This window comes from Streptomyces sp. NPDC107522 (assembly GCF_055657525.1).
The window spans coordinates 173,540-192,143 of record NZ_JBVKAU010000014.1 but is presented as its reverse complement, the minus strand read 5'-3'; the positions used below and the strand labels follow the sequence as shown (position 1 = coordinate 192,143).

16 protein-coding genes and 1 pseudogene are annotated in these 18,604 nt (G+C 68.6%); 9 read left to right on the top strand and 8 right to left on the bottom strand.

The genetic code is table 11. The features are described from left to right. The first annotated feature begins 108 nt into the window (after nt 1-108). The gene (locus ACZ7L6_RS33595; RefSeq protein WP_471930502.1) at nt 109-942 is read left to right on the top strand and encodes a hypothetical protein; all 834 of its coding nucleotides are present in this window, start codon (nt 109-111) and stop codon (nt 940-942) included. A gap of 132 nt (nt 943-1,074) precedes the next feature. Here the strand turns inward: ACZ7L6_RS33595 and ACZ7L6_RS33590 are convergent. Beyond that, nucleotides 1,075-1,830 (bottom strand): annotated as a pseudogene (locus ACZ7L6_RS33590) (IS5 family transposase). 736 nt (nt 1,831-2,566) lie between these two features. On the opposite strand from ACZ7L6_RS33590, the gene ACZ7L6_RS33585 reads away from it, so the two are divergent. Next, nucleotides 2,567-3,154: a hypothetical protein gene (locus tag ACZ7L6_RS33585; protein WP_471930500.1), complete on the top strand. Its 588-nt coding sequence runs from the start codon at nt 2,567-2,569 to the stop codon at nt 3,152-3,154. A 471-nt stretch (nt 3,155-3,625) separates the two neighbouring features. Here ACZ7L6_RS33585 and ACZ7L6_RS33580 read toward each other — a convergent pair whose 3' ends face one another. Together ACZ7L6_RS33580 and ACZ7L6_RS33575 are read right to left on the bottom strand one after the other, a co-directional pair. Continuing rightward, nucleotides 3,626-4,120: a hypothetical protein gene (locus ACZ7L6_RS33580; protein WP_471930498.1), complete on the bottom strand. Its 495-nt coding sequence runs from the start codon at nt 4,118-4,120 to the stop codon at nt 3,626-3,628. 1,123 nt (nt 4,121-5,243) lie between these two features. Beyond that, nucleotides 5,244-5,411 (bottom strand): hypothetical protein, encoded by a 168-nt coding sequence (locus tag ACZ7L6_RS33575; protein WP_471930496.1) that lies wholly within the window; start codon nt 5,409-5,411, stop codon nt 5,244-5,246. A 738-nt stretch (nt 5,412-6,149) separates the two neighbouring features. Between ACZ7L6_RS33575 and ACZ7L6_RS33570 the strand changes: the two genes are divergently transcribed. After that, a complete protein-coding gene (locus ACZ7L6_RS33570; protein WP_471930494.1) occupies nt 6,150-7,574 on the top strand; it encodes a Gfo/Idh/MocA family protein in 1,425 nt (474 codons plus the stop codon). Nucleotides 7,575-8,082: 508 nt separating this feature from the next. On the opposite strand, the gene ACZ7L6_RS33565 is transcribed toward ACZ7L6_RS33570, so the two are convergent. The 4 genes from ACZ7L6_RS33565 to ACZ7L6_RS33550 all read right to left on the bottom strand — a co-directional run bounded on the left by ACZ7L6_RS33565 (nt 8,083) and on the right by ACZ7L6_RS33550 (nt 10,813). Beyond that, nucleotides 8,083-8,709, bottom strand: a complete 627-nt coding sequence (locus ACZ7L6_RS33565) for a glyoxalase (protein ID WP_471930492.1) — start codon at nt 8,707-8,709, stop codon at nt 8,083-8,085. Between the two features lie 150 nt (nt 8,710-8,859). Next, nucleotides 8,860-9,687, bottom strand: coding sequence for a class I SAM-dependent methyltransferase (locus ACZ7L6_RS33560; protein ID WP_471930490.1), 828 nt, complete (start codon nt 9,685-9,687; stop codon nt 8,860-8,862). Beyond that, nucleotides 9,684-9,815, bottom strand: coding sequence for a hypothetical protein (locus tag ACZ7L6_RS33555; RefSeq protein ID WP_471930488.1), 132 nt, complete (start codon nt 9,813-9,815; stop codon nt 9,684-9,686). Before ACZ7L6_RS33555 ends, ACZ7L6_RS33560 begins: the two co-directional genes overlap by 4 nt. Nucleotides 9,816-10,111: 296 nt before the next feature. Next, complete coding sequence (locus ACZ7L6_RS33550; RefSeq protein ID WP_471930486.1) at nt 10,112-10,813, bottom strand: FadR/GntR family transcriptional regulator; 702 nt, start codon at nt 10,811-10,813, stop codon at nt 10,112-10,114. Between the two features lie 225 nt (nt 10,814-11,038). Between ACZ7L6_RS33550 and ACZ7L6_RS33545 the strand changes: the two genes are divergently transcribed. The 4 genes from ACZ7L6_RS33545 to ACZ7L6_RS33530 are packed head-to-tail and all read left to right on the top strand — an operon-like array spanning nt 11,039 to nt 15,391. After that, nucleotides 11,039-12,259, top strand: coding sequence for an aminotransferase class V-fold PLP-dependent enzyme (locus ACZ7L6_RS33545; RefSeq protein ID WP_471930484.1), 1,221 nt, complete (start codon nt 11,039-11,041; stop codon nt 12,257-12,259). A gap of 17 nt (nt 12,260-12,276) precedes the next feature. After that, nucleotides 12,277-13,578 carry an ABC transporter substrate-binding protein gene (locus ACZ7L6_RS33540; RefSeq protein ID WP_471930482.1) on the top strand — a complete coding sequence of 434 codons (1,302 nt, stop codon included), beginning with the start codon at nt 12,277-12,279 and terminating at the stop codon, nt 13,576-13,578. Nucleotides 13,579-13,580: 2 nt separating this feature from the next. Next, a complete protein-coding gene (locus tag ACZ7L6_RS33535) occupies nt 13,581-14,558 on the top strand; it encodes a carbohydrate ABC transporter permease (RefSeq protein ID WP_471930480.1) in 978 nt (325 codons plus the stop codon). Further along, nucleotides 14,555-15,391, top strand: a complete 837-nt coding sequence (locus tag ACZ7L6_RS33530) for a carbohydrate ABC transporter permease (RefSeq protein WP_471930478.1) — start codon at nt 14,555-14,557, stop codon at nt 15,389-15,391. Before ACZ7L6_RS33535 ends, ACZ7L6_RS33530 begins: the two co-directional genes overlap by 4 nt. 189 nt (nt 15,392-15,580) lie before the next feature. Here ACZ7L6_RS33530 and ACZ7L6_RS33525 read toward each other — a convergent pair whose 3' ends face one another. Then, on the bottom strand, nt 15,581-15,718 hold the full coding sequence (locus ACZ7L6_RS33525) for a hypothetical protein (protein ID WP_471930476.1): 138 nt from the start codon (nt 15,716-15,718) through the stop codon (nt 15,581-15,583). Nucleotides 15,719-16,286: 568 nt separating this feature from the next. On the opposite strand from ACZ7L6_RS33525, the gene ACZ7L6_RS33520 reads away from it, so the two are divergent. Both ACZ7L6_RS33520 and ACZ7L6_RS33515 read left to right on the top strand, forming a co-directional pair. After that, entirely contained in the window at nt 16,287-16,778 is a 492-nt protein-coding gene (locus tag ACZ7L6_RS33520) for a DUF485 domain-containing protein (protein ID WP_471930474.1), read from the top strand. Next, nucleotides 16,778-18,385 (top strand): sodium/solute symporter, encoded by a 1,608-nt coding sequence (locus tag ACZ7L6_RS33515; RefSeq protein WP_471930472.1) that lies wholly within the window; start codon nt 16,778-16,780, stop codon nt 18,383-18,385. The genes ACZ7L6_RS33520 and ACZ7L6_RS33515 overlap by 1 nt, the downstream gene beginning before the upstream one ends. The last annotated feature ends 219 nt before the right edge of the window (nt 18,386-18,604 follow it).

The following is an 18,604-nucleotide window of genomic DNA, read 5'->3' as shown; positions in this document are numbered from 1 at the left end:
CGTGCTCGGCGTTCTGGGTCGGCATGGTGTCCCGGGTGCGAGCCGCCGAACCCGAACGGTGCACCCGAGGGCTCCCGGGCGCCGACCTCCACCCCTACGATCACGCACATGTCGATCACTTCTCACATACCCGTTCTCCACGCCGGCAGGGAAACCGTCGCGCTCGTGGAGAACGATGCGCTGCTCGTGCGCCGTCCGCACGAGCAGACGCTCATCCCGCTGAAGGCCATCAGCCGTGTGCTCGCCGAGGGGCAGTCCGTCACGATCGAGCTGACCGCCGGGCCGACCACGGATAAGACGCACATCCACCGGGTCTGGGACGTGGTGGACGCCGCCGCCGCCGTCGCCTTCGCCGACGCCGTGAACGCGGCCCTGCCAGGGCGGACCGCGGAGACGGAGGCGATCGACGGCGCGGACCTCGTCTCGGGCGAGCGCCTGTACCAGCCGAGCTACCGGAACTGGCTTCGCGGGATGAAGCGCGGCGCGCTCGTCGCGACCCTGGCGGCCATCGGCTCATGCCTGCTCGTGGGCTTCATGGGAAGCCCAGCCGCCATGATCTTCATCATCCCGTTCAGCTCCTTCGGGATCCTGATCCTCACGTTCGGTGCATTCCTTGCCTACGAACCGGTCGAGGAGCGGTACCTGCGGAAGCACGGCGTCCGGACGACCGCCATCCGGCTCCAGGACCAGCCCGGCCAGTACGCGTACACGGATCCGGGCGGCGTGGTCCGCACCGTGCAGCACTCCATTCCGACCTGGAGCATCGAGGCGGCGTACGACCCACGCGACCCCGGCCGCGTACTTCCGCTGAAGTCGCGGGGCCGGCGGATCCGGGACGCCATCCTGGTTGTTTTCACCCTCGGTATCGGCCTCCTCTTCGCCGGCGGGGCCGTCGCGGCGGTGGTCGGCGCCTTCCTGGGCAAGTTCGACAGCCTGCCCTGAGCCGCGCCCACATGAGGCGCCTCGACCTCAGTCGTGTCTTCAAGGGAACAGCTAGCCAGGTAGCCCGTGGCCGCTGCGGGACCTCGCACACGTCCGGGGCGGGTGGTCTTACTGATCGTTTGAGAATGAGGTTCACAGGCGGCGGAGGCATATGAAGCGGCAGGCCAGTTCGAGCAGGCCCTGATGGAGATCGACGCGTCGTTCGTATCGGATGCGGAGCCGTTTGAACTGGTGCAGCCAGGCAAGGCGCGCTCGACGGCCCAGCGCACCTTGCCCAGTCCGGAACCGTGGGCGACGCCGCGCCGCGCGATCTGCGGCTTGATGCCACGCTTCCACAGCAGGCGGCGGTACTTGTCGAAGTTGTAGCCGCGGTCCGCATACAGACGCCGGGGCCTGCGACGGGGGCGTCCCCGCCGACCTCGAATCGATGGGAGGGCGTCCAGCAGTGGCAGGAGTCGGGTGACGTCGTGTCGGTTCCCGCCGGTCGGCGTCACGGCAAGCGGGGTTCCGTTGCGGCCGACGATCAGATGGTGCTTGGAGCCGGAACGGGCGCGGACGACGGGCGAGGGACCGACGTGATCCCCCCTTTGAGGGCCCGGACGTGCGACCCGTCCACGGACCCGTCGTCCAGGTCCAACAGGTCGGCGCGGCGCAGCTCGGCCAGCAGGGCGGCGTGCAGGCGTGGCCAGGCGCCGACCTCGGTCCAGTCCCGCAGCCGACGCCAGGCCGTCAATCCGGAGCAGCCCACGCTCTCTGCGGGACATCGCGCCACGCGACACCAGTCCGCAGTACGTACATGACAACGGCGAGTGCCGCCCGGTCGGGAACCCGCAGCCGCCCGGCGTAGCGGCGGCGCCGTTCGGGAGCCGACGGCAGCAGCGGAGCCACTCACTCCCACAGGCCGTCAAGAACAAGATCAGCTCGTACCCGGGACAACCTGCCGACCAAGATCGCTGGGCACAAGGCCCGCGACTCAACTCATTCTGAAACGATCAGTAACGCGCCCATGAATCAGGAACGACACAGCCGGGCCTGGCTTCCCGCGACGCGTTCGCGGGAAGCCAGATCTTTCTACGTTTCGGGGGTGTACGGGTCCGCCTTCCACAACATGGCGCCGGACAACCGTTGATGTACACAGGCGCCGGGCCGAGGAGATCCGATGGCCGCTGTCGCTGTACGGGGCAGCGCCGTGCAAGGAGTGATTACGCCGTAATCACCCTCTCCGGGTGGAGCTGCACGTCGCTCGTCAGACCAAGGAAATCTCTTTCGTCTCCTTGTCGGCGCGGGCAGGCTCAGGGACGAGGCGACTCGTTCCGGAAGTCTCCTTGCAGCTGATGCTCGGCCTTGTCACCCAGCCGCCACCATTACCAAGCCCTCATCGCTGGCAGCGGACGAGGCCTACCCGGTGGCTGCCGGGTATGACGGGGCTTGTGGCCGCTTCTGTCAGCCTGGTCGAACTCGCAGGCAGAGTTCACGGAAGCGAGTTCGCTGGAGACCGCCCGGCGTTGGCTTTAGTGGAGCGAATGCCTGTCGTGATCTCGGAGGGCCGCCAGTGGCTGATCTCCTCCCTCAACCGACTGCACCGTGGAGGAGGGTCACCTACACCACCACTCTGCCGGACCTCGTGCGGACACTGCTCACCGAATGCCTGCCCGGCGACCTACCGCGCGTCACCGGAAACCTCGCCCTCCCGGACAACGCCGACGGCGGGCTCCGACTCCAGGCCGACACCCTAGAAGTCCTGTGGGAGGTCCCGGTACTGGACACTCCGGAGAACGACGCGGACACGGACGCCGCTTCTATGGAGACGGACCACAACAAGGCGATCGAGACCCTCGCCGAAGCCCTCACCGGACTGGCCGGCGAACCCGGCCCGGACGCGAGCATCCGTATCCACATCAGCCCGACCGGCGTCCTCGGCTCGGGCCTGGAGCACTGCCTCAGCATCGAGATCACCCCAGCCCGCGCCCACCAGTTCGCCGACCAGGCCGACGCCATGGGCTGCTACCTGGACAGCGAACGCCCGGACACCGGCACCATCCTGGACTCCCAGACGATCGCCGACATCACCGAACTGTTCGAGGACATCGACCTGGTCAGCCTCAAAGGGGCGGTCCTCAGCTCCACACGGCCCGAGCACCGGCCGGAGGTCACCCACGCGATCGACGGCATGTTCGGCAACGTCTCCGACCTCGAGCACCCCGAACTGTGAGCGCGCCGACCCCGACGCCCGACCAGCAGCGCACCGTCCTGGAGCCGTTCCCGCCGGAGCTCCCCGCGGCTCGTGGCCAGATGGACCTGGCAACGGACCAGTTCCTCATGCTCGGTCGCTACCAACAGGCCATTGGGCCCTGCCGGTGCTGACGGAGCACCAGACCGTCCCAGCGCCCAACCCTCCCCACCCCATCACTGTGGCCTGGCCCTCGCTGGGTGATCACTCCATAATCACCCAGCGACCGGATGCCTGAGGTGCGGCCATTGGACGGAGCGAGTCAAGCCCAGCCGCCCTGGAGCGATTACGACGTAATCGCTCCGTCAGGGACGGCCTCTACTCAGGCTTCGGCTCCTTGTCGCGCTCCCCCTTGACCTGCGCCGCCGCCGGCTGACCGGATCGAATATGGCCGTGCCCGACTCCCCGACCGGGCTGCCGCCCCCTCAAGGAGCGCCGCGCCGAACTCCAGAGTCAAGAGCCGGAAGGAGGTAGAGGGCGCGACGTTGGGTCGAGGTCAAAGCGCATTCTGCCCCGCATGGTGTCGAACGCATCGAACAATGCGCCATTGGGACTCCTGAGCTCATCCCAGCTGCCGAAGGTCCGTCCAGCCGCCAGGTCTTCCACGAGGTCACGTATACCGCGCAGGACTTGATCGGACAGGACGACGATCTCTGGTGGGGCGGTGATGGAGATTTGGTACCGCAGTTCGTACATGCCGCCGCTTCGGTAGGCGTGGGCTGCCAGGCGTGCACGCTCAGGCCACGGCTCGGTGCCCTTGAGGACCACGGCCTGGATCTCGTTCCATGTTCGTGCCACGGCCGCGAGGTAGGCGGCGTATAGCTCGCGCTTTACATCAGTACGGCGATCGGCCTGGTCGCGACGCCATCTCGATCGGTCGGCCAGCGAAGTGGCTCCTACTCCGATGACTGCACCCGTCACGGTGCTGACAATTGAGCCCCAGTCCATCGCAGGAGGATAGGAGTTGGAGCCACGACCAGCTAGGTAGCAAGGATCGGGACGTCGGTGATTATGTCGTAATCACTCCGTCGACGATGGATGACTGCACTGCACTGGAGTTCGGCTCCTTGGCCCTCCCCCGACCATCGGGGCGGATCAGACCGCTGCAGCCGGCGAGGCCTGCGCCCTGATCTGAGCAGCTCAGCGACTCGCAGACAAGAGCAGATGGGCGGAGTCCCTCGCCTGGTGCAGGCGGGCTGTAGCGGCAGGAAGTGAACTGGGCACACACCTGTCTGCGATGTCCCTGAACGGTCCTGGGTACGTTGCGCAAGCCGAGCAGCGCGAGCGCTATGGATGAACAACCGTGGCGAAACCGCGGCTCCCTTGCTGGAGACGTGCTCCAGGCGAACCACGAGAGTTCGTAACGAGTGCAGACGGAGCAGCATGGCCTTGCGGCCCGCCCTCCCTCAACGGCATCTCTGGCCAGACCCCGGAGCGGTGATCACGCCGTAATCACCGCAGCGCTGTACTGGGCACCCCACGACTCCGCAGCGGCCTGTGGGGGTCTTTGGCCTTCCACGCGTTTCCGCGGCCGTGGAAACCCGGCGGCAACTGGACGGATGCCGAGCACGCGCGCCTCCATGCTGTCACTGATGCCTTCGCTGACCACAGCGAGGGCAACTGCGAGCGCTGTAGTGCGGATGGCTCACTATGTGAGAGCCGACTAATCCGTCTGGTGCTGTGTGATCGGCGCGAGTCGCTCGTTCCGGAAAACGGTGGCCTCTGACCGGCGCTGGCTCCTCGTCATCGCGCGGACCAAAGGAAGATGCCTGCCAGGTGGAGCCCGGCGAGGTAGATCGTGGCGGACCTCTCGTAGCGGTTGGCGATCCCCCGCCGCTGCTTGAGAAACGGACCACCGCCACCTGGCACTGGATCGTCCGGCGCCGACGCACCGCCCTGGCCCACACGACATGCTGCGCGGCGCCTGCTACGGCATCGGCGCCGGCCTGATCGCCCCTCGCCCTCCTGTGGGCCGAACCCCTCTGATGACCAAGGCCAGCCGGCGGCCAGGCCAGCCGAGGCGCAAAGGCTCCCCGGACCGGGCCCGGCGCCGGCTGCCTGACCGCGCGCATCAGCACGGCCCGGACGACTGGCCCCCTGGCAACAGGTCCCGCCCGGCCACCCGCTCGGCGAGGAACACACCGACTTCGGTCAGGACCGCGGCACGCTCCGCAGCCCCGTAGACGACGGCACCGCCCGCCCCAGCGTCGTAGGCGCGGAGGTGGCTGTGCGGCCCCATGGCACACCAAGGCACGCGCGATCCCCCGCAGACCGAGACACAGGGCATCGCATAGCCCCGCCCGCACGAGCTGCACCAGATCGGTAGTGCCCCGCTCCCAATCACCGACATACGGCCACCGCGCTCCGCCGTCCAACTCGTGGGTGAGGGTGGACAGCGGAACAATCTCGCCCTGCTGCCGTCCCCGGGTGAGCACCTCACGAACGCGGGCGCCGTCGGGCTGACGCACCCTCGGATGGAGCAGAGCACCGGCAGCCGCCACCGTTGCGATGGCACCGGAAGTCGACCCGCCCGGCCCCGCCAAGGGTGCGCAGTCCACACCGGAGGCGGCTACGGCCGTGCGCAGCGCACCGACGGCGCATGATCGGTGACGGTGGCTACACAGAGCGCTGACGGCCGGTTGCGCTACTACGCCGTGCCGGTACCCGCCGACCGCGCGGGCACATCGCTCGCCGTACCCGGAATCCGGGGGTGCTGCCAGGCCCCACCCCGACCAAGACCTCGACATCGCCCTACACCGTCACCATTCCCGAATGCAATCTGTCCTCCACCATCGGGCACTGCTTGCGCTACACCAGCGTGGCTTCGGCTCACCCCTTCATGCTTGATCCTGCGCGAAACCACTTCCAATCGAGCACGTATTGACATGGCCCGCCCAAGCCCGCAGAGTCATGCCCTGACAGTTCCGACAGTGCCCCGGCAGTGATGCAAGCCACCTCACCGAGGAGTGTTGCCGTCATGTCCGAAACACCCGCTGTCTCACGCCGACTGCTCCTGGGCGGAGCCATCGCCACCGGCGCGCTCGCAGCCGGGATGACCGCGGCGGCCCCGGCCGCATCGGCCGCAACCGAACAGGCGCCTCGCCGCCGTCCCGGCCAGAAGTCGATGATCGGCGTGCCGTTCGAGGTCCACAGCACCGTCCGCGTCGGAGTCATCGGCCTGGGAAACCGTGGCGCAGGCATGATCACGGGCTGGGCGGCGGTGCCCGGCTGCACCGTGACCGCCGTCTGCGACATCCGCGCCGACCGCGCGCGGCGCGCCGCCGAGCGGCTGGTGAGCAAGGGCGAGCCCCGCCCCGCCGAGTACGGCGGGGCGGCCGATTCCTACGCCCGGATGCTCCGCCGCGACGACATCGACCTGGTGTATGTCGCCACGCCATGGGAGTTCCACTACGAGCACGGCAGAGCAGCGCTGCTGAGCGGCAGGCACGCGGTGGTGGAACTCCCCATCGCCACCGAACTGCGCCAGCTGTGGGACCTGGTCGACACCTCCGAACGCACCCGTAAGCACCTTCTCCTGTCCGAAAACTGCAGTTACGGCCGCAACGAACTGGCCATGCTGAAGATGGCACACGCCGGCCTGTTCGGAGACATCACCAACGGACACGGCGGCTACTGCCACGACTTGCGTGAACTCCTCTTCTCCGACACGTACTACACCGACTCCTGGCGGCGGCTGTGGCACACCCGCAGCACCGCGTCCCTCTACCCCATGCACGGACTGGCCCCGATCGCGGCAGCCATGGACATCAACCGCGGCGACCGGATGTCCACCCTGCGCGCCATCGCGACCGCCCCGAAGGGACTGGCCGACTACCGCGAGCGCTTCGTGCCCCGGGACCATCCGTCCTGGAAGGAGACATACATCAACGGTGACCTGGTCACCTGCCTCATCGAGACCGAGAAGGGCAGGGTCATCCGGGCCGAGCACGAAGTGAGTTCGCCCAGGCCGTACAGCAGGATCAACACCCTTGCCGGCAGCCGCGGAATCGTGGAGGACTACGCCGGGCCGGCCCCGACCGGCGCGCGTGTCTACCTCGAACCTGACCACGGCGGCCACGCCTGGCGCGACTTCGCCGACTACCGCAAGGAGTACGACCACTGGCTCTGGCAGAAGGTCGGCGACGACGCCGCGAACAACGGCGGGCACGGCGGCATGGACTACGTCCTGCAGTGGCGCACCGTTCAGTCGATGCGCGCCGGGTTGGTGCCCGACATCGACGTGTACGACTCCGCCGCCTGGTGCTCGGCGGTGCCGCTGAGCGCCGCATCCCTGGCAAGGAACGGCCGCCCGGTCGAGATCCCGGACTTCACCCGCGGCGCCTGGTCGGGTAAACGGCCCGGCCTCGACTCCAGCCCCACGGACATGCCGCCCGTCGGCTGACCCGACGCGCCGCCCGCACCCCCGTGTCGCAGAGAATCACCGCTGGGGCAACAGACAATCACCAGTCAGGTGTTCTCCGACCACGCCGCGCCTCGGGGATACCATGTCGCACTTCACCAGCCCTCGAGACGTGCGGGTCGGCGCCTCTCCCACCGAGCTGTTCCACCAGGGGCCCCTGGAGTTCGTAAACTGCACTCCCTGTGCGAGACGGATCCGGAACAACAGCGCTGTGCGCGGAGCGCGTTCAGACTGTTCCGGGCCGGGGGCCCGGTGGGTCTCGCGACGTCATTCCCAGGGTTCGGTGACGAGATCGGCGGCGAACTCTTCGCAGCAGCGGCTATGTCCGCCGCAACTCGGAGGCGGCCCACGCACTCGATGAGCAGCGGTGCGAAGTTGCGCAGCTGCTCCGGCTGCTGGAGGTGCTTCCCCGCCCAGGAACCGAATGGAGCAGGCCTTCAGCCGGGGCGGCTGCTCCCGTCGATGTCGGCATGGGCCGGCATCGCACGGTTCACAGCAAGGCCGTCTGCGATGCAGTCGTCCAGGCGAACCCGTCCGGGTCGGTGAACGGCCCGGCATCGCTGCCGATCGTGAGGCGATGCGATCCGGTGCCTTCGGGCGAGACGCCGGCCACCTTGGCCAGGCCACGGCGCTTGTACAACGCCAGCTTGACCGGGCCCGACCCGGTGTCGAACTCGACGTACTTGCCGCCGAAGCTCTTCCGCACGGCGAGGCCACGCTCGACGTAGAACTGCTTGCTGGCCTTCACATCCTCGACGCCGAGCAGGAGCACGATCTCGTCGATCTGCCGGGTCGCCGGGCCGGTGTCCTTCTTCGATGACGACGCGACCTGCCAGACCGTCCCGTCCGGAGCCTGCACGACGCCCCCGTAACCCCACAACGACTTGGCGGCGGGTTTCAGGGTCGCGGCGCCGGCGTCCACGGCTGCGTCGATGAGGGCGTCGACGTCGGCCGGCTGGGACACCACGAGCGACAGCGTGAACCCGCGGAAGCCGGTCGTCGGGGCCGGTGAGTCCTGTAGGCGCACCTGGCTGCCCAGGCCGAAGGCCGTGGTGTAGAAGCGGTGGGCGGCGGCCGGGTCGGCCACCTCGAGCGTCACGAATGCGATGGAGGTCATGACGAAGACGCTATGGCGGCTCCCGGATCTGCGCTTCTCGATTCCTGACCGGAATCGACGCGACGATCGCAGGGGGCGGAGTTCCGGGATGCCCGCGGCGGACCTGGCCGATCGTGCCGCTCGGGCAGGTGCTCCGTCCGTGAGGGCGCATCAGCGGACGGCCTCCCCGGGCTTCCAGCCCCAGGCGGTGAGCATGCCGGCCGACAGCGCCGCGCATTCGTCGGAGCCCAGGTACCGGACCGCCTCGTCGACGGCCGCGTCGTCGACCAGGCCCGTGGCGAGCATCGCCGCTCTGCTCCGTTGCCATGTGTCGGCCCAGAAGCGACTGAGGGCGCTGCCCGGCAGCAGCGGCGGCACATGGATCTCGGCGGCCACGGGTACGAGCCCGGCGCGGCGCAGCAGGTCGGGGTACGACGGCACCCAGGAGACATCGGTGCCGATCGTGGCCCGCAGCCCCTGCCACATCGCACGCATCACAGCGGTGTACGGCGTGCTCGGTGTCCGGTCGCTCGTCAGGTCGACCGCGTCGCTGAGCACCAACACGCCGCCGGGCGCGACGAGTTCGGCCAGCGTGGTGATCAGGCGGTCGTGCTCGGGCAGGTGCATGAGCACGAAGCGCGCGTGGACCAGCCGGTAGCGGCCGGACAGGGCGTTCGGGACCGTGATGTCGGTCTCCAGCACTTCAAGGCCCGGCGTGGGCCGTGCGCTGAGGAAGCGTACGTCGCGGTCCACGGCGAGCACGCCGGCCACCCCGGCCTCGTCCAGCAGCCGACGGGAGACCGTGCCCGTGCCGGCGCCCACGTCGAGGCACCGCCACCCCGGGCCGACGCCCAGTGCCCGCAGCCGTGCCATGGTGATGTCGTCGTAGGCGAGGGCACCGAAGTCGATGCGCTCGCTCTCCCCCGCCTGCTCCGGACGGAACACGGCCTCGCCGTAACGGCCGCCGCCCGACGCGTCCCCGCGCGGCGCGGCACTCACCTCGCCCCCATGGTGGTGTCGAGCGTGTCGCCGCGCCATGAGAACACCGGCTGCCCGAACCCGACAGAGTGCCGGTCGGCGAGCGCCTGAGCCTGAGCGGCGAGGGGATCGTCGTCCAACGGGTTCATGGCCGGGCCTCTTCACGCGGTGGGCGGTTTGGGGGGCGGCCGCTCCTGAGCCGCCGCCCCACCGATCCTCCACCGGCACACACCGTCACGGCCGAGGCGCGCCGACCATGAGCCGATCGGCCCCTGTCCGCCACCGCAGCCAGGCCATGGCCATCCAACGCCGCCGACCGGCACCGGGAGCCAACCCGAACCCGCGGCGGCCGAGGGGGCCGCCTCGGCCTCACACCTTTGCCTGGGTTCGTGACCCGCCTCCGCGTGAGCCGTGGATCTCGGTGCCGGCCGCCCGGCCATGACACTCAGTCCGACCCGTCGGTCTCCTCCACCGGCGGCATGAACGCGCGCAGCCACCGCTCCGTCTGGGCGACATGCGCCTGGGCCGCACCGGCCGCGGCGACGGGGTCGCGGTCGGCGATGGCGGTGGCCAGGACGCGATGGTCATCGTCGCTCTTCCTGCGCAGGTCAGGGCCTTCCGGGAGGGTGAAGACCTGGTACTTGCGGGAGCGGGCGCGGAAGACCGCCAAGAGGGTGGCCAGGGTGGGGTTGCCGCCGACGCGGGCGATCTCGGCGTGGAAGCGGTGGTCGAGTTCGGAGGCTTTGGTGGGGTCGCTCGTGGCCTCCATGTCCTCGATGAGGGAGAACAGCGTGCGCACGGTCTCCGGGGTGCAGCGCGCCGCAGCCTGCGCGGCCACGTGGGCCTCCAGGACGCGCCGGATCTCGTAGACCTCCAACAGGCCCGAGAGCGGGAGGAGTTCGAGGGTCAGGGAGAGGCTGCCGATCACGTCCTCGGGCCTCAGCTGGGAGACGTACGTGCCAGAGCCATGCCGCGGCTCGATGACGCCCAGGGCGGCGAGCATCCGTACGGCCTCGCGCAGCGACCCCCTTGAGACGCCCAGTTCCTCGCAGAGCTCCCCCTCGGGCGGAATGCGCTCGCCCGGACCGAGGCGGCCCGTCCCGATCATGTGCCGTAGGCCGTGGAACGCCTTCTCGACTGCGGACATCTGTCCCTCTTCCTCCCCTGGCGGGTCGGCGATCATGCCGCCGTCCCCTCGGGGCACTGTAGCGAGTCTCAGATGTGTCGGATGCGTGTCACAGGTAAGTCATCTGATGACTTTCACTGTACGACCCTTGTTTCCGCCAAGGAAGGTGTGCAGGATGCCGAGTCATCAGATGTGTCTGGCGGAGTCTGAGCTTCTTCGGCCCGCCCTTCCCGGATGTGGAGTCCTGTGAGCGAGACCGAGGTGACCACCGCGCCGCGCCCTTTGCTGCTGGCGGACGGCCGGCCCGCCGACCGGGCGTGGTCGCTGGATCCTGCCCTAAAGCACCTGAACCACGGCTCCTTCGGGGCGGTTCCGCTGGTGGCTCAGGAGCGGCAGGAGCTGCTGCGCGTGGAGATGGAACGCTCGCCTGTCGTGTGGTTCCCGGCGCTGCCCCGGCGGCTCGCCGCCACCCGTGTCGAGCTCGCCGACTTCCTGCGGGTCAGTGCCGGCGACCTGGCCCTGGTGCCGAACGCCAGCGCCGGCGCGAGCGTCGTGTACGCCGCCCTCACCCTGCGTCCCGACGGGGAGATCGTCGTCACCGACCACGGCTACGGGGCCGTGACGATGGGTGCCGAGCGGCTGGCGCGGCGCTGGGGCGGCCGGGTCCGTACCGCCCGGGTACCGCTGGACGCGGACGAGGACCAGGCGTACGAGGCCGTGGCGGCCGAACTCGGCGACGCCACCGAGCTCGTCGTCGTCGATCAGATCACCTCGGCGACCGCACGCCGGCTGCCGGTCGAGCGCATCGGGGCCGAGGCTCGCCGACGCGGCATCCCCGTCCTCGTCGACGGCGCGCACGCGCCCGGTCTCCTCGAGGCGCCGCTCGCCGACGCGACCTGCGACGTCTGGACCGGCAACCTGCACAAGTGGGGCTGCGCCCCGCGCGGCGCCGCGGCGCTGGTCGCCCGCGGCCCGCTGCGCGAGCGGCTCTATCCCCTCATCGACTCCTGGGCCGCGGCCGATCCGTATCCCGACCGGTTCGACCAGCAGGGCACCGTCGACGCCACCGCCTACCTCGCCGCACCGACGTCCCTCGCCTTCGTCGAGCGCACGTGGGGCTGGTCCGCCGCACGCCGTTACATGGACGAGCTGGCCGACTACGGCGCCCGTGTCATCGGCGCCGCAACGGCCGAACTCACCAGCGCGGACACGGCCGTCGATGTCGGCATGCCCGTCCCCGGCATGCGCCTGGTGCGCCTGCCCGACGGACTCGCCGCCGACCGGATCGAGGCCGACGCACTGCGCGACCGGGTGGCCCTCGAACTGGGCGTGGAGGCGGCCTTCACCAGCTTCGACGGCATCGGCTACCTGCGCCTGTCCGCCCACGTCTACAACACCGCCGCCGACTACGAGTACTTCGCCGAGGAATGCGTCCCCGTCCTCGGCCGGTGGGCACGAGAAAACTGAAGGAAGAGGTCAGCACAATGAGAAGAAGGACGGCAGCTCTCGCGCTCGGCACCGCCGCCGCGATGGTCCTGACCGGCTGTTCCACCATGAGCCCCGAGGCGAGCGGAACAGTGACCCTCAACATGGTCGAGAGTCTGACGAACCCGACCCGCACCGACCTGCTCAAGGACCTCATAGCCGACTTCGAGCAGCAGAACCCCAAGATCAAGGTCAACCTGGTCTCCCCGCCCACCGAGCAGGCCGACCAAAAACTCCAGCAGATGCTCCAGTCCGGCAGCGGGGTGGACGTCCTGGAGGTCCGCGACATCACGGTGGGGCCCTGGTCGAACAACGGCTGGCTCTACGACATGAAGAAGGACCTCGGCGGCTGGAAGGGCTGGCAGGCGATGACGGAGAACGCCGTCAACGCCTCGCAGGACGCCAAGGGCCGCACGTACTTCGTCCCGTACGGCTTCTACGGCCTGAGCCTCTTCTACCGCACCGACCTGATCAAGAAGGCGGGCTTCGACAAGCCGCCGGCCACGTGGCAGGAGCTGCTGGAGCAGGCCTCCGCCATCCACGACCCGGCCGCACGCCGTTACGGCTACGCCTTCCGCGGCGGCGCCAACTCCAACAGCAACGCCACCGCCGCCATCGAGGCCTACCTCGCCGACCAGGTCGACCCGGCGAACGGCTTCAAGCTCAAGAACGGCCGTACGATCTTCTCCGCTCCCGAGGCGGAGGAAGCCATGGAGAACTACCTCAAGCTCTTCAAGCAGGCCTCCCCCAAGTCGTCCGTCGCCTGGGGCTACCCGGAGATGGTCGAGGCGTTCTCCAACGGCTCCACGGCATTCCTGCTCCAGGACCCCGAAGTGATCGCCACCGTCTCGGAGTCCAAGTCCATCTCGAAGGACCAGTGGGACACCGCGCCACTCGTGGCCGGGCCCGGCGGCAAGACCGTGCAGCCGCTGGCCACCGCCGGATGGGGTGTCGCCCAGGGCAGCAAGCGCAAGGCCGAGGCCGTCAAGCTGGTCCAGTTCCTCTCCCAGGGCGCCGCATCGACGACGTTCACCAAGAAGAACAGCCTGGTGCCCATCCTCAAGTCCGCGACCAGCGACCCCTTCTACAAGACCGGCCCTTGGGCGAGCTACGTCACCATGACCGAGCAGCCGGACAAGTACCTGGTCGTCACCCAGCCGCGCGGCGTCACCTGGTGGGCCGAGTGGCAGCAGAAGGCGGACGCCGACGTGCAGAAGCTGATCCTCGGCAAGACGACGCCCAAGAAGCTGCTCGCGGGCTGGGACGCCTACTGGACCGAGAAGTGGCAGCAGGAGCCGTAGACATGTCCGTCACGTCCACAACGGCGACGAAGACGACCACACCGGGCAGTGGGGAGGCCTCCCGCAAGCGGGGTCTCCCCCACGGCCGCCGACGGGAGTTCACCACGCGGCGCGGTCTTCAGATCGCCGCGTTCATGGCGCCGGCTGCCGTCTTCGTGGCGGTCTTCACGTACTACCCCATGATCGCGGGCGGCCAGATGGCCTTCCGCAACTGGAAGTTGACCGACCTGACCGACACCTCCTGGGTCGGCCTGAAGAACTTCCGCGACGTGTTCGCCGACCCCGCATGGGGCACCGTCCTGGGCAACACCGCGGTCTGGGTGATCGGCTCGATCGTGCCCCAGTTGGTCATCGGCTTCGCGCTCGCGCTCTGGCTGCGCCGCCGCTTCCGCCTCCGGGGCCTCTACCAGGCGCTGATCTTCTTCCCCTGGGCGATCTCCGGGTTCCTCATCGGCATCCTCTTCCGCTGGCTGTTCAACAGCGAGTTCGGTGTCGTCAACGACCTGCTGCAGAAGGCCGGTCTGATCGACGAGCCGATCGCCTGGCTGGCGGATCCGAACACGGCGATGGTGGCCGTGCTCATCGCCAACATCTGGTACGGCGTCACCTTCTTCGCGATCATGATCCTGGCCGCGCTCCAGTCGATCCCCGACGAGCTCTACGAGGCGGCCGCGCTGGACGGCGCGGGCAAGGCACGCACGCTCTTCCAGATCACCATCCCGTACATCCGCACCACACTGGCACTGACCGTGCTGCTGCGGGTGATCTGGATCTTCAACTTCCCCGACCTGATCTTCGGCATGACCGGCGGCGGGCCGAACAACGAGACGCACATCGTGACCACCTGGATGATCAAGATCACTCAGCAGGGCGACTACGGCAGAGCCTCCGCGCTCGGCCTCCTCGTGGTGGCCGCGCTGCTGGTGTTCGCGGTGTTCTTCCTCATGGCCACGCGCGAGAAGAAGGGGGTGAGGTCGTGATCGGCAAGGAGTCCGCGGCCGGCCGGGCCGTGAAGTTCACCTTCCTCGGCGTGTGGCTGCTCTTCACCGCCTTTCCGCTCTACTGGATCACCATCACCTCGCTCAAAGCACCCGGCGACATCTTCCACTTCCCGCTCGCCTACTGGCCGGAGCGGTTCTCCCTGGAGAACTACAGCGGCCTGTTCGGGACGGCCGACTTCGGGACCTACCTCACCAACAGCCTCATCGTCTCCACCGTGGCCGGCGCGACGGCCACGGCGATCTCGATGCTCTCGGCATACGTACTGGCCCGCTTCGAGTTCCGCACCAAGTCCGCTCTGCTGATGGCCGCGCTGGTCACCCAGATGATCCCGTCGTTCATCGCCCTGGGACCGCTGTACCTGCTGATGACCGACCTGCGGCTGGTCGACAACCGCCTCGGCCTGATCCTCGTCTACATCGCGGTGTGCATCCCGTTCTGCACCGTGATGCTGCGCGGCTTCTTCGAGAACATCCCGGACGCCCTGGAGGAGGCCGCCATGATCGACGGCCTGTCCCGGTTCGCAGCCCTCTTCCGGGTCCTGCTGCCGGTGATGCGCCCAGGCATCATCGCCGCGTTCATCTTCAACTTCGTCAACTGCTGGAACGAACTCTTCCTGTCGGTGACGCTCATGAACAGCGACAGCAACAAGACCGTTCCCACAGCCCTGAACGGCTTCATCTCCAGCTTCAACATCGATTGGGGCTCGATGTCCGCGGCGGCTGTCCTCACCATCCTGCCCACCATGCTCCTGTTCGCCTTCGCCAGCCGCCACATCGTTCAGGGCCTCACGTCGGGGGCGGTGAAGGGCTGAGCGAGGCCCCCGGCTCAGTTGACATCTTCCCCCTCGTGAAGCGTGAAGTGAGGGTGATTGTCGGCAGCGCCGATGGCGTCCACCTCTGATCTTGCGCAGTGCGCCGCCCTTGCGGGCAGTGGTGAAGCGCATCCCGGGATTGCGGCGCGGAGCGTCGTTGCCGGAGCGGAATGCGCTCCAACGGCGTTGTCAGGCGATCCGCTTCACCGCGGACGCCGGATGGCGGATCACCGCCGGCGGGAGGTCGCGGCTTCCCAACGTCGGTGACGTGGCCGTGAAGTGGTCGCGTGCGCTGCCCGCGATCCCGTGCGCGGTGACTGTGATCAAGGGTGCGGCCGGTAGGCAGTTCGCCTCGTTCGTGGTCGAGGCTGCGGCAGCGGTACCGGCTTCTGACCCGTGAGCACTGGACGACCAGCCATGGACAAGGTCGCCCCCGGCGCCGCCATCGTCCGGCGGGCAGACGAGGGGTACCGCTCGCGCACCTCCGCCGGTGTCACGTCGTGGTGGAGCCATGCGGCATTGACCCTGAGCGGGCGCGATGGACCCTCTTCACCGTGCCCTGGCGCCAGGCCGTGATCCTTCGTTGTGCGTCGGCGCAGCCGTGCTGTCCGCGCTTGCTCCTGGTGTTCCCGGCGCCATGAGGGTTCGACGGTCATCAGGGCACTGTCGGGCCCAGCATCGGCACCACTACCGCAAACATGGTGTGACCTGCCGTGATCTGCCGTGACCTGACCGTTGCGAAACTGGCATACCGAACAGTCGGTAACCCCTTACGCCACACTACTACCGACCAGTAACATACGCGCTCCGACCGTGACACATCTCCCTGCGCCCGGCGGGCGCAGGGGCACCCTCAAGGCCGCGAGGCCTCGAGGGCCGCAAGGAGCCGCACCCCATGTCCTACGAGCAGTACTTCCCCGATCCGCCGCAGGACCCCGGTCCACTGTGGCACCAGCACCCGCAGGCGACCCCCGCCCCGGGCGGCGACCTGAACAGGCTCCGCGCGGCCTACCGCAGACTGCGCCGGGTGGCCACCCTCACGGCACTCGGCTACTTCACGCTCTTCCTCATCCTCTCCGCGTACGCGCCCGGACTGATGACCAGCGGCAGCGGCGACGGCGGTCTCACCACCGGACTGACCCTCGGCCTGTGCCAACTGCCGGTCGTGCTGGGGGCGATCGCCGTGTACGAACGGATCGCACGCCGCCGCGTCGACCCGCTCGCGGCGACCATCCGGCAGCACGCCGAAGAGGCGGCCGAGACCCACCGCGCGGCGCAGGGGGACCGGATCGCGCAGCCTGCCCACACGACCCGACAAGGTCAACCCGGCCGGCCAGGCAGGACCGGATGGCAGCGTCCCACCAACCCCACAGGGGGTGCCTGGTGATGAACGGTTTCAGTTCCGACTCCCAGACCATGTCGCTGGTCGCGTTCATCACCGTCACCACCGTCACGCTGCTGCTGTGTGTGATGACCGCGCCCGAACATGACGACCTCGGCGAGTTCTACACCGGCTACCGCTCGCTCTCCCCCATGCAGAGCGGGCTCGCCATCTCCGGCGACTACATCTCCGCCGCGACCGTACTCGGCACCATCGGCGTCGTCTCCCTCGTCGGATACGACGGCGTGGTGCTCGCCCTGAGCACCGTGCTCTCGCTCGTCCTGATGATGTTCCTGCTGGCCGAACCGCTGCGCAACGCCGGCCGGTTCACCATGGGCGACGTCCTCGCCCGCCGTGCGTCCGACCCCGCGGTCCGCATCACGATATCCGTGGTCACCCTCACCGCGCTGTTGCCGCTGGTGATCTTCCAGCTGTCGGGCGCCGGCGATCTGCTGGCCGTCGTTCTCGGCTTCGACTCGGACAGTTTCAAGACCGGCTTCATCGTGTGCCTCGGCGGACTGATGATCGTGTACGCCGCCATCGGCGGAATGAAGGGCACCGCCTTCATCCAGATCGTCAAGACCGTCGTCCTTCTGCTCGCGACCGTCACCATCTGCGTGCTCATCCTGGATCGCTACGACTTCAGCCTGTCCGCGCTCCTGGACGCGGCCAAGAAGGGCAGCGGGGCGGGCGACGCCTACCTCTCCTCCGGGCTCCAGTTCGGCGGCGACGGACTGGACATGATCAGCGCGGAGCTGACCATCGTACTCGGGGCAGCGGTCCTGCCCCACATCACGATGCGCATGTTCAGCTCCCGCAGCGCGTCCGGGGTGCGGCGCTCGATGTCCTGGGCGGTCTCCACCGTCGTCGTCATGTGCCTGCTGATCTCGGTGATCGGCTTCGGCGCGGCGGCGCTCGTCGGCCACACACAGCTCGTCGCGGCAGACCCACAGGGCGAGACGGCGTTCCTGATGGTCAGCCAGGCCGTCTTGGGCCCCGATCCGTCCATGGGTGAGACCCTCGTGTTCACGATGGTGACCACGGCGAGCTTCCTCACCCTGCTCGCCTCGGTCGCCGGGATCACCCTCGCCTGCGCCAACACTCTGGCGCACGACCTGATCGCTCAGGGCCTGCGCCGGACCACCCTGCCGGACTCCACGGAGATGACCATCGCACGAGCCGCCGCACTCGGCGTCGGCCTCACCGCGATCGTCGCAGCCGCGTACGCCCGGGAGTTCAACGGTCAGGTGATGGTCACTCTCTCCTTCTGCGTCGGCGCGTCCGCCGTGGGCCCGGCCCTTGTCTACAGCCTTTTCTGGCGGCGCTACACCCGTACGGGCCTGCTGAGCACGCTCATCGCGGGCACCGTGAGCGTGCTCGTCCTGATGACCGGCACCACTTTGGTCTCCGGCTCACCGCAGTCGGTCTTCCCGGACAGCGATTTCGCCTGGTTCCCGTTCACCACGACAGGCCTCGTGTCGGTCCCGGTGGGCTTCCTCGCGGGCTGGCTGGGCACGATCCTGCCCCAGCACGACCCCTCGATGCAGCTGCGCCGTTACGAGGCGGTGGAGCCGACGATCCTGGCGGGGGCTCCGGCGCCCGAGAGACACTGACCGGTCCTGCCCTGCAGTATGGGGACAGGCGGACGGGGCGCCGGTCGGCGCCCCGTCCGCCTGTCCGTTGGGTCCGCTCCCCCACCGCGTCGGCGAGGGCCGCGTACGCCGGCCAGTCGTGCGCCAGCAAGGCCGAACCGGTAACGGCGGGAACCCGCCATCTGCTGCCTCGAACCTGCCAGAAGCTCAGCTCAGCGTCCCATCACAACGTGAAGTCTG

Bases quoted from the DNA above. Each gene is read 5' to 3' on its own strand.
- ACZ7L6_RS33595 (WP_471930502.1), top strand. From the start codon at position 109: ATGTCGATCACTTCTCACATACCCGTTCTCCACGCCGGCAGGGAAACC.
- ACZ7L6_RS33580 (WP_471930498.1), bottom strand. From the start codon at position 4,120: ATGGACTGGGGCTCAATTGTCAGCACCGTGACGGGTGCAGTCATCGGA.
- ACZ7L6_RS33575 (WP_471930496.1), bottom strand. From the start codon at position 5,411: ATGGGGCCGCACAGCCACCTCCGCGCCTACGACGCTGGGGCGGGCGGT.
- ACZ7L6_RS33570 (WP_471930494.1), top strand. From the start codon at position 6,150: ATGTCCGAAACACCCGCTGTCTCACGCCGACTGCTCCTGGGCGGAGCC.
- ACZ7L6_RS33565 (WP_471930492.1), bottom strand. From the start codon at position 8,709: ATGACCTCCATCGCATTCGTGACGCTCGAGGTGGCCGACCCGGCCGCC.
- ACZ7L6_RS33555 (WP_471930488.1), bottom strand. From the start codon at position 9,815: ATGAACCCGTTGGACGACGATCCCCTCGCCGCTCAGGCTCAGGCGCTC.
- ACZ7L6_RS33550 (WP_471930486.1), bottom strand. From the start codon at position 10,813: ATGTCCGCAGTCGAGAAGGCGTTCCACGGCCTACGGCACATGATCGGG.
- ACZ7L6_RS33540 (WP_471930482.1), top strand. From the start codon at position 12,277: ATGAGAAGAAGGACGGCAGCTCTCGCGCTCGGCACCGCCGCCGCGATG.
- ACZ7L6_RS33535 (WP_471930480.1), top strand. From the start codon at position 13,581: ATGTCCGTCACGTCCACAACGGCGACGAAGACGACCACACCGGGCAGT.
- ACZ7L6_RS33520 (WP_471930474.1), top strand. From the start codon at position 16,287: ATGTCCTACGAGCAGTACTTCCCCGATCCGCCGCAGGACCCCGGTCCA.
- ACZ7L6_RS33515 (WP_471930472.1), top strand. From the start codon at position 16,778: ATGAACGGTTTCAGTTCCGACTCCCAGACCATGTCGCTGGTCGCGTTC.